The 12,162-nt window shown below is 66.7% G+C and carries 7 protein-coding genes; 3 read left to right on the top strand and 4 right to left on the bottom strand.

Going from position 1 to position 12,162, the window contains the following annotated elements; all coding sequences use genetic code 11:
• Window positions 1-159: 159 nt before the first annotated feature.
• The 4 genes from Vqi01_RS09490 to Vqi01_RS09475 all read right to left on the bottom strand — a co-directional run bounded on the left by Vqi01_RS09490 (window position 160) and on the right by Vqi01_RS09475 (window position 5,672).
• Window positions 160-2,406, bottom strand: a complete 2,247-nt coding sequence (locus Vqi01_RS09490) for an NEW3 domain-containing protein (RefSeq protein ID WP_204034323.1) — start codon at window positions 2,404-2,406, stop codon at window positions 160-162.
• Window positions 2,407-2,505: 99 nt separating this feature from the next.
• Complete coding sequence (locus tag Vqi01_RS09485; protein ID WP_204034321.1) at window positions 2,506-3,375, bottom strand: carbohydrate ABC transporter permease; 870 nt, start codon at window positions 3,373-3,375, stop codon at window positions 2,506-2,508.
• Window positions 3,372-4,343 carry a carbohydrate ABC transporter permease gene (locus Vqi01_RS09480; RefSeq protein WP_372444338.1) on the bottom strand — a complete coding sequence of 324 codons (972 nt, stop codon included), beginning with the start codon at window positions 4,341-4,343 and terminating at the stop codon, window positions 3,372-3,374. Before Vqi01_RS09480 ends, Vqi01_RS09485 begins: the two co-directional genes overlap by 4 nt.
• A 57-nt stretch (window positions 4,344-4,400) precedes the next feature.
• The gene (locus Vqi01_RS09475; RefSeq protein WP_204034320.1) at window positions 4,401-5,672 is read right to left on the bottom strand and encodes an ABC transporter substrate-binding protein; all 1,272 of its coding nucleotides are present in this window, start codon (window positions 5,670-5,672) and stop codon (window positions 4,401-4,403) included.
• A 463-nt stretch (window positions 5,673-6,135) separates the two neighbouring features.
• On the opposite strand from Vqi01_RS09475, the gene Vqi01_RS09470 reads away from it, so the two are divergent.
• From Vqi01_RS09470 to Vqi01_RS09460, 3 genes are all read left to right on the top strand, one after another.
• A complete protein-coding gene (locus Vqi01_RS09470) occupies window positions 6,136-6,447 on the top strand; it encodes a CU044_2847 family protein (RefSeq protein ID WP_204034319.1) in 312 nt (103 codons plus the stop codon).
• Window positions 6,437-10,699 (top strand): nSTAND1 domain-containing NTPase, encoded by a 4,263-nt coding sequence (locus Vqi01_RS09465; RefSeq protein ID WP_204034318.1) that lies wholly within the window; start codon window positions 6,437-6,439, stop codon window positions 10,697-10,699. The genes Vqi01_RS09470 and Vqi01_RS09465 overlap by 11 nt, the downstream gene beginning before the upstream one ends.
• A gap of 359 nt (window positions 10,700-11,058) precedes the next feature.
• The gene (locus Vqi01_RS09460) at window positions 11,059-12,144 is read left to right on the top strand and encodes a terpene synthase family protein (RefSeq protein WP_204034317.1); all 1,086 of its coding nucleotides are present in this window, start codon (window positions 11,059-11,061) and stop codon (window positions 12,142-12,144) included.
• Window positions 12,145-12,162 lie beyond the last annotated feature (18 nt).

The following is a 12,162-nucleotide window of genomic DNA, read 5'->3' as shown; positions in this document are numbered from 1 at the left end:
GGGAATTTGGTTCATGGCGGATGCGGCCACCTACCGAGGTAGATCGACAATCGCCGTTTCGCCGTAATGGCGCTCTCCCGACCGACCGGATACCGCCATACCGACGAAACGGAGCCAAGATCACCCGGCGCAGCACCGACCCGCACGTCGCCGTGCAGGTCAGCGCGTCGGCGGTGTCACATGCAGCGTTCTGGTCAGCTCGTACCGGGTCTGGCCGGCCAGGAAGCCCACCGTGGCCGTCACGGCCGTCGGGGTGGCAGACGACGCTGGTGCGGTTACCTGCCACGAAACCGTCTGCGTGGCGCCGGGGGCGAGCCGTGACCGCGACGCCGGGCCGGTAGGCACAGCGCGCCAACCATCCGGCACGGCGATCGCGACGGTCAGGGCAGACGCGATCTCGTCGCTGACGTTTGTGACGGTGGCGGTGACCGTGCTGGTGCCGCCGGAGCTGACGCTGGCCGAATCAGCCGACAGGACAGCGCCGACCGGAGGCCGGTTCCGGTCGGCAGGACCGCGGTACGCGCCGGTCGGGCCGGCCTGGTACATGATGCGGCTGGCCTCGATCGGCGGATTCGCGGCGGTGATGGTGACGTTCCCGCGGGTGATGTTGCCACGCTCGCCGTCGACGATGCCGGTGATGGCCGGGTTCGTCACGTAGTTGTCGATCAGCGTGAGGTCGCCCGTATGGTTGCCGTTCTGGTTGTTGGCGTGCGCCCACTGCTCGGCGGTGTTGACGAACACGTTGCGGCGGGCCGTCAGGTACCGGGAGCCCTCGTCGAAGTAGAGGCCGAGTTGGCCGCTGTTCTCACAGAAGTTCTCCTCGATGACGCTGCCCGGCATCGCCGACAGGGTGTAGATACTGCCGGCGTCGAACATCGTCTGCACGACGTTGCGGACGTGGTTGCCGACCACGCGTACGTCGCTCAACGTCGTCGGAGTCTGGTGGATCGGCTGGAAGTCGTAGAGGCCCCGGTCGAGGTACTCGGGGTTGCCGCCCGGGTCGTTCGCGCCCCACCCGTAGCCGATTCCGATGCCGGTGTACGGCGCGTCGTCGATGTAGTTGTGCGCGATGGTGAGCCGGGTGACATACGAGGCGAAGATCGGGTCCTGGTCGAGGTACTCGAGGACCGACGCGTAGAGCCGGTTGTCGCTGATGTGGATGTCGCTGTTGACCATGCGGGGGTCTGACGGGTGGTGTGCGTCAGGACGTACGCCGCCGATCATGATGCCGCCGCCGGCGCTCGCGGTGAACGTGTTGCCGACCACTGAGATGTTGTGGGCGCCCAGCCCGACGCCGGTGGCGTGGGCGTTGGCGTCGTTGCCGATCCCGAGCCCGATGGAGCCGAGGTTGACGAAGGTGTTGTCGCGGAAACTGATGTTGTCGGCCGCCGAGACCTGCACCGCGGCAGCCGCTTGCGCCCAGCCGTTGCGGGATCCTTCGAATCCCCGGCAGCCGGCCGCGCAGGAGGTGAACGCATCCGCGGGACGGTCGGGCTGGACACCGGTGATGAACACTCCGGTCTGCTGACTCGCGTACCCGTTGGGTGAACCGGGGTGCAGCCATGTGGTGCCAGTGAACGTCAGCCCTTCGAAGCGCAGGTTGCGGGCCGGGGTGTCGTAGGTGCCGCCCAGCTGGAGCAGGGACTCCAGCCGCGGCAGCTCGACCCGGACACGCCGCATGTCCTGCCCGGGCATCGGCTTGTAGTACAGCGTCCCGGTCGTCGGGTCGAGGTACCACTCGCCGGGCTCGTCCAGGAAGCGCCGTGAGTTCAGCAGGAAGTAGGTCGGCTCGCGGAACGGGGCCCCGAGGGCGTCGTACCCGTAGGTGTTGTTGTCCCAGCCAGGTTGTTGCATGACGACGGCCGTGCCGGAGATGCTGCGCACCGACGCGAAGCGGTTGGTGAACGACTGGATCGCCTGGAATCCGATGCGGTGCTGGTCCGGCAACGTGGCCAGGTAGGCCAGTTCCGGGTTGTCGAGGGTGAAGCCGGTCGGGTCGAGCGTGATGTCGGTACGGGCGAGCCTGATCCGGGCACGCTGGGCCGGGATGCCGTCGACGTACAGCTGACGGGTGTCGAAGCCGGCACCGACGTGGGCCCGGTAGATGTCCTTCTCGGCGTCGTCGAGCTGCCAGCCGGTGACCGGCTGCGCTCCGCTGAGGACGGTGGCTCCGTCCGACGCCCGCCAGGTGACCGTGTGATCGTCGCGGCCGGAGTCGGTGGCGTCGAACCGCAGCGGCTCGCTCAACCGGTACGTGCCGCGCAGCAGCAGGACGACGACGTCACGGTCCCCGTCGGCGGCCGCCAGGCGGGCCCGCCGTTGGGCCTCCCGCAGAGTCGCCAGCGGCCGTGAAAGGTTTCCTGGACCGCGGTCGCTGGCGTTCCCGGTGTCGGGTGGCGCGACCACGATGACGTGCTCCGTGGGGTGAGTTCGTGCGGAGGGATGCACAGCGGCCTCATCACCTTCCTGGCATCAGGCGGGCCCCGGGGGTGGCACTGGAGCTGGTCAACCCTTGAACGCCCCTTCCATGATTCCCTGCACCAGGCGCCGGCCGACGAAGACGAACAACACCAGCAGCGGCAGCGTGGCCAGGAACGAGCCGGACATGGCCAGGCCCAGGTCGATGTCGCGGTTGTTCTGCAGTGCCTTGATGGCGATCTGGACGGTGTACCGTTCCGGGGACTTCAGCACGATGAACGGCCAGAGGAAGTCGTTCCAGGCATTGACGAATCCGAACAGCCCCAGGATCATCGCCGCCGGGCGGACCAGCGGGAAGGCGATGCGCCAGAAGATCTGCCAGGTCGTCGCGCCGTCCACCCGGGCGGCGTTCATCAGCTCGTCGTTGATCACGTTGCCGATGTGTTGACGCATCCAGAAGATGCCGAATGCGCTCACCAGCCCGGGAACGATCAGCGCCTGGAGGGTGTCCACCCAGTTGAGCCGTGACATGATCAGGTATTGCGGTACGACGGAGAGCTGGGCCGGCACCGTCATGGTCAGCACGACGATGAGGAACAGCGTGTTACGGCCCCGAAACGACAGCTTGGCGAAGGCGAACCCGGCCAGCGCGCACAGCAACGCCTGGCCCACGCCGATCGAGGTGGCCACGAAGAGGCTGTTCAGGAGCGCCTGCACGAACGGCACGATCTCGAAGACCAGGCCGGCCAGATGGAAGAAGTTGCCGCCGGGCAGGACGTGCGGCGGCAGGCTGTACGCGGTCGCCGAATCCGTGGTGGCCACCACGAACATCCAGTAGAGCGGGAACACGCTGAGGAACACCATGCCGCCGAGCGCCGCGTACACGGCCGGGTGGATTCGGTTGACGCTGCGCGGGCGGTGTGGCGCGCGCGTGGCGGTCGAGGATGCGGAGTTCATGCACGCTCCGAGCGGATCCGGGTGACCAGTAGGTAATTGAGCGCGGAGATGATCACGACTATCACGAAGAGCGCGACGCCGACGGCCGCGCCGTAGCCGAAGTGGAACCGGCCGAAGGCCTGCTCGTAGAGGAAGAGAGTGAGGGTCTGGCACTGCCGCGCCGCGCCGCAGGTCAGTCCACCCACCGGGTTGGCCAGCAGCGGCTCGGTGAAGATCTGCAGCCCGCCGATCGTCGAGGTGATGACGGTGAACACGATGATCGGCCGCAGCGCGGGGATGGTGATGTGCCGGAACTGCTTCCAGCCGTTGGCGCCGTCGACCGCGGCGGCCTCGTACAGGTCACGCGGGACGGCCTGGAGCGAGGCGAGGTACAGCAGGGTGTTGTATCCGGTCCACCGCCAGGCGACCATCACGGCGACCATGATGTGGCTGCCCCACACCGACGCCGTGAAGTCGACGTGCTCGAATCCCAGCATCCCGAGGAACCAGTTGAGCATGCCGTAGTCGCGGTCGAAGAGCTGGGCGAAGACGATGGTCGTCGCCGCCACGGAGGTGACGTAGGGAACCAGCATCGACATCCGGAACAGCGTGGCCGCCCGCAGCCGTACGTGGTTGAGCACGTGCGCCATGCCGAGCGCGAGCAGCAGCTGCGGCACCGTCGAGAGCACCCAGATGCTGAACGTGTTGCGCAGCGCGCCCCAGAACCGCGGGTCGTTGACGAGTTCGGTGAAGTTCTCCAGCCCGACGTAGCTGCGCTCGCCGATGGGGTCCCAGTCGAACAGGGCGACGTAGAACGTGAACAGCAGCGGGAACAGCCCGAAGATGAAGAAGAGCAGGAAGAACGGCGCTATGTACGCGTAGGGCGCCAGTCGCTCGCGTACGCCCTGCTGGATGCGGCGGGACCGGGTCGGCCGGCCGGGGGCCTTCGGTGCTCCGGCCGGGATGAGCGTGGTGGTCACAGCGGTCACCTTTTCCGACGTGTGGGCGGCCGGCTGGGCACCGGCCGCCACACATCAGTCGTCCATTCAGCCGCGGAGGGCGTTCTTGACGTTGGCCAGCGCGGTTTCCCACGCTTTGTCGGGGGCGACCTTGCCCTGCTCCACGCTGGTGAGCGTGTTGAGCAGTTCGCTGCCGATGGTGGCGTCGTCGGGACCGATGTAGAACGGCTTGATGTTCACCACGGACTCGGTGTAGATCTTGCCGACCGGGGCGTCGGAGAAGAACGGGTCGGTCTTCTCGACGAGCCGCGGGTCCGTGTAGACCGACGGCGTGGTGGGCAGGTTCCCCTTGGACAGGAAGTTCTCGAGCTGGCCCTCCGGCGACTGCCTATCGGCGATGTAGTCCCAGGCCGCCTTCGGGTTCTTCGCCCGCTTGGGGATGGCGAGGTAGCTGCCGCCCCAGTTCCCCGAGCCACCGGGGATGGTGGCGATATCCCACTTGCCGGCGGAATCAGGGGCGTTGGTCTTGATCGCGTTGAGCATCCACGCCGGCGCCGACATGACCGCGAAGTCACCCTTGCTCATGCCTGCGGTCCACCCCGGCGTCCACGACGCTATCTTGCCGGAGATACCCGACTGGTAGACCTTCAGCGTCAGGTCGAACGCCTCCTTGACCTGGGGGTTCCTGTCGTACGACAGCTTGCGGTCGGAGTCGTAGTAGCGCTCCGATCCCTGGTTGACCGCCTGGAAGAAGATGCTCGTCGGGGTGTTGTCCAGGAACGGCTTGCCGGTCGCCTGGACGTACCTCTTGCCGACGTCCATGAAGGCGTCCCAGGTCGGCCAGAGCTCGGAGACCTCGTCCCGGTCGGTGGGCAGACCGGCGGCCTTGAACAGGTCGGTACGGTAGGCGATCGCCAGGCCACCGACATCCGTCGGTATCCCGATGATCTTGCCGTCCTCGGTCGTCGACTGCGCGATCACCCAGTCGAGGTAGTCGTCGGTCACCTTGTCGGCGCCGAGCGTGGCCAGGTCCACGAAGTTGTCCGGGGACTGCATGAACTTCGGCAGATCGTCACCCTGGATCAGCACGAGGTCGGGCACCTTGCCACCGGCCAGTGCCGCGGTGAGTGCTTGGGCCGTCTCGGTGCTGCTGCCCACCTCGGTGAGCTTGACGGTGATGTCCGGGTGACCCTTGGTATAGGCATCGACATCAATCTTCTGGTTGATCCCGGTGAACGACCAGAACTCGAACGTCTTCGAGTCGGACGATCCGGAATCGCCGCCCGATCCGGGCGTACAGCCCGCCACCAGGAGCGCGGCTGTGAAGAAGACGGCGGCGGTGGTGATGACGCGCTTCAAGCGGCCCTCCATACGATGGTCGTGAGCTGTGGTGGCACTGGCGATCGCGGTGCATTGGTGTGGACCAGATGCCGGCCGGATCGCAGGCGGAGGCGATGTGGTCACCTCACGTGCGGATCAGCCGTGAGCGACGATCCTGTCGACATCGCTCATACGCTGCGAGACCTGGACCCGAGACCTCGATCAACGCCAAATCTTTCGTGTGACGTATGACGGTAGTCAATACGTCAGAACGCGTCAACGAGTTGCGCCCGGATGATCGACGCCGATTCCCTGCAGAGCTGCACGCCGAGCAGCCGGTGGTCGAGCCGGTTCTGTGGTTGTGGCGCAGGTGGTGTGCTATCGATACGGTGCGGCCGTAGTCGGTACGTCACAAGGGCGATCGGGTTCGGGGATCGTGGCGTTGACCTGGGGAGGCGTCTTGACTGATCGTTCGGTGGTACTTCCCGTCACCGTGGCGGGTGTGGAGCTTCAGGTCGAGGTGGCCCGCCCGGTCGGCTCCGAGGAGATCGGGCGCGGGGAGATGGTGCGCGACGCCGTGACGGACGCGTTCGATCGCGCCCAGGACGCGATTGTCGCGGTGGCGGCGTCGACCGTGGGCACCATCGCGCAACTGGGTAAGCAGTCGCTGCGGCCCGACGAGGTCCAGGTCAAGTTCGGGTTGAAGTTCTCGGCAAGCGGCAGCGTGATCATCGCGGGTGCGTCGAGCGAGGCGACCATGGAGGTGGCGCTGACCTACCGCGCCGCGGCAGAGCACCAGCCCGATGGCGCCTGACGAAAGGGTTCCGGGCTTTCTCGGCCGGGTTCTGAATGCGTCGGGTCGCCCCGAAGGCACATGTTTTCAAGTAGCGCCGGGCGTTTTCGTGACGGCGTGGCATGTGCTGCGGAACATCAGCGCGGGCACCGCAGACACCGGAGACATCGGCGGCGTGGTGCAGGTGGATCCGTTGGGCGGTGGGGACGGTTTCGCCGCGCAGATCGTCAACGTCGACCGGGTGCACGACCTCGGTGTGTTGCGCGCGGAAAGCGGGCTTCCTGCGGTCGCCCCGGGCGTGACGGCCACGGATGGCGTCGAGCTTCGGGCCGAGGTGGTGGTCACAGGTTCGGTGGATCTGCCCGACTCTCACGAGTTCCGCTTCCTGGACGCGCCGGGGCATTGGGCGGGTGGTACGACCCGGAATGGCGTGCGGCTGGGCCGGTTGACGGCGAACGCGGTGATGCGGGGGATGTCGGGTGCCCCGGTGCGGGGTGTCGACGGCATGGTCCTGGGTGTCGTATCCGCCAGGTACAACACCAACGACAACTGGGGCCGGGACACGGTGTGGGTCGCGCGAACCGAGGACCTGGCTCCCCTGCTGCGCGACGTCGGTGTCGAGCTGCGGGCGCGGGAGAAGGCCGAGCACGTCCCACCGCCCGCACCCGGCATCTGCCCTTACCCCGGCCTGTCCGCGTTCAACGCAGGCCAGGCCGAGTGGTTCTTCGGCCGCGAGGAGCTGACCGCGAAACTGGTCGACCGACTGGTCGTGGCCAAGGATCGCGGATTGCCGTTGCTCGTGGTGGGCGTATCCGGCTCCGGTAAGTCGTCCTTGTTGCGGGCTGGTCTCGTGCCCGCGTTGTCGCGTGGCGACCTCCCGGTTCCCGGTTCCGCCAACTGGCCGCGGGTCCGGCTGACGCCCGGCTCGAGGCCGCTGACCGAGTTGGTCAGCCACATGGCGGTCCTGGCGGGCAGCCCCGTCGGGACTTCGGTGGACGAGGTACGGGACGACCCGATCAGGTTCGCCGCGCTGGCCCGCCAGGCGGCGCTCGCGGACGCAGGCAGGAAAGGGCTCGACGCTGCCGGGCCGGTGGTGTTGATCGTCGACCAGTTCGAGGAGATCTTCACGCTCTGCGGGGACGCCGCCGAGCGGACGGCGTTCATCGCGGCCCTCCGTGCGGCGGCCGACAGCGTCGCCGACGATCAGACCACTCCGAGCGCGCTGGTGCTCGCCAGCCTGCGGACGGATTTCTTCTCCTCCTGCGCGGAGGAACCGGGCTTGGCCGAGATCCTGCAGGACAACCAGTTTCTCGTCGGTCCGATGACAATCTCCGAACTGCGGAGCGTCGTCGAGGGACCCGCAGCCGCCGTCGGTCTTGACGTGGAGCGGGGCCTGGTCGATCGGATGCTCGAGGACGTCGTCGACGCCGCCGCCGGTCCTCAACCGGGCACCCTGCCGTTGCTCGCGTATGCGTTGGAGGCAACCTGGAAGAAGCGCCGAGGCAACACCATGGCCCTGGCCAGCTACCAGGAATCCGGTGGCGTTCGGGGCGCGATCCGCGAGGCGGCAGAGAAGCTGTTCACCTCGATGTCCGAGCCGGAGCAACAAACCGTACGGCGGTTGTTGCTGGCGATGGTGGCAGTCGGTGAGGGTGTCGATGACACTCGTCGTAGGGTGCCGAAATCGGAACTGACCGGTGGTGACGACGATTCGGTGACAGTGCTCAACCGGTTGATCGCTACCCGGCTCGTCGCCGTCGACAAGGACGCCGTCGAGATCGCCCACGAGGCCCTGTTGCGTGAGTGGCCACGGTTGAAGTTCTGGCTGAGCGAGGACCGGGCCGGTCTCGTCGTACACCGCAGGCTCACCGATGCGACGAACGAGTGGCTCAACCTCGATCGGGATGACGGCAGCCTGCTTCGGGGCGCTCGGCTGTCCGGCCTCCTGGAGTGGTTGGACGAGCGGGACGATCGCATGGCCAGCCTCACCGATGCGGAACGCGAGTTCATCAAGGCAAGCGAGGTCGCGGAAGAATCGGCGCGCGAGACCGAGCGGCGCAACAACCGGCGACTACGCCGCGGGGTGGGGGCGCTCGCGGTCCTGCTCGCGGCCGCCCTGGTTGCCGGCGGGCTCGCGGTGTGGCAACAGCGGGTAGCGGACGAGCAGAGGCAGCGGGCCGAGCAGCAGCGTGCCATCGCGTTGTCCCGGCTGTACTCGTCGGAATCGCTGACCGCACGCGACGCCGATCCGCACCGATCGCTGTTGTTGGCAACAGCAGCATGGCAGGCCGCGCCAACCGAGGAGTCGCGCGGCGCCATCCTGAGCGCACAGGGCATTCCCTACCGGGGCGTGCTCGGCCCCGTCGAGGCCCGGCTGTTCGACACGGCTCTCAGTCCCGACGGCACGCTCGCCGCGCTGGCGGCCGCCGATGGCACAGTGACGCTGTGGGACACCGAGAGCCATCAGCAGGTTGCCGAGTTGACCGGCACGGATGGCAAGCTGCCCATCGTCGAGTTCAGCCCGGACGGAAGCATTCTCGGCACCGCCCATTCCAGTGAACGAGCCGAGCACCAGCTGCGGTTGTGGGACGTGCGCACGCGCAAACTCATTCGCAGCCTGCCCGGCGACGCCGTCAGTATGGCATTCAGCCAGGACGGAACTTCCATCGCCACCGCCTCCCGGAGCGAACCCACCATCGTGTTGTGGGATGTGGCGAGCGGACGGCAGGTGCGTACCTACGACAAGGGCGGCGGCACCGTGTTCGGAGTCGCCCTCAGCCCGGATGGCTCGCTGCTCGCCGCAGGCGGCGAAAACAACAGCGTCCGGGTCTGGCAGACCGCCACCGGGCGCCGGGTGGCGGTTCTGACCGGCCACGAGAAATACGTGACAAGCGTGGATTTCAGTCCGAATGGCTGGCTGCTGGCCAGTGGCAGCGCCGACGGGACGGTGCGGTTGTGGGACGTACGCGAGGGCCGGGCCGCGAGCGTTCCGGTACTGCGCCCGCCCGGCGGGAACGAGTTCATCAAGGAGGCGGAATTCAGTCCGGACGGGCGACACGTGATCGCGGGTCTGAACAGAAGCAGAAGCGTTCAGTGGTGGAGGGTCATCGACGGCGCCGCCGTCCGCTCCTTTGTCGGACACACCGAAGGCGTTGCGTCAGTCGAATTCAGTCGAGACGGACATGCCGTGCTGAGCGGCAGCCTCGACCGATCGGCAATTCTGTGGCGGGCACAGACCAATAGTCTCGACCAGTCCGACGCACCCACGGCCGTGGCGTTCAGTCCGGACCGGCGTCTGCTGGCTTTCACCAGAGGCAAGGTGGTGACGCTGTGGGACATGGCCGACCAGTCTCTGGTCCGCGAACTGAACACCGGCGTAGTCAATTCGCTTTCGTTCGCGCCGGACAGTGCCCAACTGGCGACGGCAGGCGCCGACGGCACTGTCCGTTTGTGGAATGTCGCGAGCGGACAGCCGGGCAGGCCCGGAGCCATCGGAAAAGATCTGCTGCCTTACTCCGTTCGGTACAGTCCTGACGGCAGGTCCTTGGTTGCGCACGGCGGCCCGTCCCCGGACGCGATAGACTCGGGTGACGTCAAAGTTCTACGCTATCGGCTGGTGCGATGGGACTTCGCCAACCCCGACTCGCCGCCAGTTTCGATAACTTATGAAGTCAACGACGTGTCGCGCGAGCCTTACCCAGGAGGCAATATCGCTTTTTCCCCGAACGGGAGTTTGGTCGCCGTCCCGTTGAGCGACGGAAAGATCGACCTTCGCGATCCGCGCACCGGTGATCTGGTCGACACCCTGGATGGCCGGCATGGATTTGCCACTGCGGTGGCGTTCAACCAAGACGGCACCGTGCTGGCGAGCGGTGGTAGCGACCGAAACCTGCGCTTGTGGGATATCGCCAGCAGGAAACAGATCGGCGGTGCATTGAGCGGGCACGGTGGCGCCATCAGGGGAGTGGATTTCCTGCCGGACGGCAACACGCTCGCCTCGGTCAGCGACTACGACGTGTCGCTGCGACTGTGGGACGTATCAGCACAGCGATTCCTGGCGGCGGTGCGTACATCAACCTCTTCGAACGCTCTTGCCGTGCAACCCGGTACCGGACTGATCGCCATGGCCGGTATGTACTCACAGATCAATATTGTGGATCCGGACCCCGATCGGGTGGTGTCCGACGTCTGCTCCGCACTGCGTGGCACCCGGACAGTTGCCGAGGCGTGGAGAGCCACGGGCAATGATCCGGACCAGGCCCCACGATGCTGAGCTGCGATGCGTGGCAAGCGCTGCCGACGCGGGAAGGGCCCGGGTGGCACCGCTTGCCTGGTCACGGGGTTCGTCCGCCGACACGTGTCGATGTCGCGCCGCGTCGGCGAACCGCCGGGTTGGTCAGCGACGGCGGCTGACGGCTATAGAGATCACGGTGTCGGATCGCTCGGTGTGGACGAGCGGTGGCGAGTTCGAGCTGGAGGGCAGGCGCTGGGCGCGAGAAGGAACTGATTCTCGGCGACACTCCAGTGGGTTCGGTAAGACCAGCTTCTGGCGCGGCGCCGATCGCTTTTTGGCCTTGAGGAGCGAATCGACCTCTTTAGCAGCACTCAAGGCTCCCTGTCCAGACTACGGGTATGACCTCGACCTTCACCCCGTCGGCAGCCTCGGCCCTGGCGTCGCCGACGCCGGACGAGTTCTACCTGCCGCCACTGCCCCGCCTGCTTCCGGTGGCCTACCACCCACAGGCTGCACGGATAGAAATAAACTCAAACGGCTGGATTCGGTCCATGCTCGGAGACTGCTTCGGCAGCGAGGCCGCTCTCCTGCTCTTTCTGCGCCAGCGCAATGGCATCTACGGCCCGCTCACCGTGCCGTACGCGGACCTTGCGCGGGCGCAGAACATCGCTGACTGGTACCACTTCGTCACCGTCATTGACAGCTTCGTCTCTGATGCATCCCGCCTGGGTGCCGACCATGCCGCTGCCCGCGAAGTGTTCGCCGCCGTCATGGCCGACGTCGGTCCGGACGGCCGCGGATCCGGAGGCGGCGAGGCAACCACGGCCTACGGCCGCGCCGCCCAGGACCTGTGGCGGCGGATCGCACCCGGGATGAGCCAGCGCCAGATCGTCAGGCTGGTGGGGAGCCTCGAGGCGTTTCTGCGCGGCTGTGCGACGGAAATCCAGGTCAAGCTCGCCGGCCCGGTACCCGACTTCGACACCTGCATGAAGGTGCGGGTGAACAGCTTCGGCTGCGACTTCCTTCAGCTGTTCACCGAGTACGCATCCGAAGTGGATATGACCCACCTGACGGCACAGGGCGTTTTTGACGATGTGCACCACCACGGCATGCGGCAGCTCATCGTGGTGAACGACCTGCTGTCGTGGCGCAAGGAGTATGCGCAGCGAGACACCATGACCACAGTCAGGGTGCTGTGCGAACACCAGAATCTTGAGCTGCAGGCTGCCGTAGACCGACTCTGTGAGCTCGTCGGGCACCACGAGCACGCCTACATCGCCGCCCGCGACAAGGTGCTCGCCGGACGGCACGGCGAGTCGCCGGAGGTCCGCGCGTACCTGTCCGGGTTGGACCACCTCATCGGCGGAAGCCAGGAGTTCGAATACCTGACCCCGCGTTACTTCGGCGATGGTGCCGTCTGGGACGGCAGCACGTACGGCTGGCTCAGCCTCACCGCGCCGATAGCCCGCTTTCGTCCTGAGTGAACCAGCCGGAGGTACCCG

The organism is Micromonospora qiuiae (genome assembly GCF_016863555.1).
In the GTDB taxonomy this organism is placed as follows: Bacteria; Actinomycetota; Actinomycetes; order Mycobacteriales; family Micromonosporaceae; genus Micromonospora; species Micromonospora qiuiae.
This window is presented reverse-complemented; position numbering and strand designations above follow the sequence as displayed.

Coding starts and splice junctions, on each gene's coding strand:
- Vqi01_RS09485 (WP_204034321.1), bottom strand. CDS start 3,375: ATGAACTCCGCATCCTCGACCGCCACGCGCGCGCCACACCGCCCGCGC.
- Vqi01_RS09465 (WP_204034318.1), top strand. CDS start 6,437: ATGGCGCCTGACGAAAGGGTTCCGGGCTTTCTCGGCCGGGTTCTGAAT.
- Vqi01_RS09460 (WP_204034317.1), top strand. CDS start 11,059: ATGACCTCGACCTTCACCCCGTCGGCAGCCTCGGCCCTGGCGTCGCCG.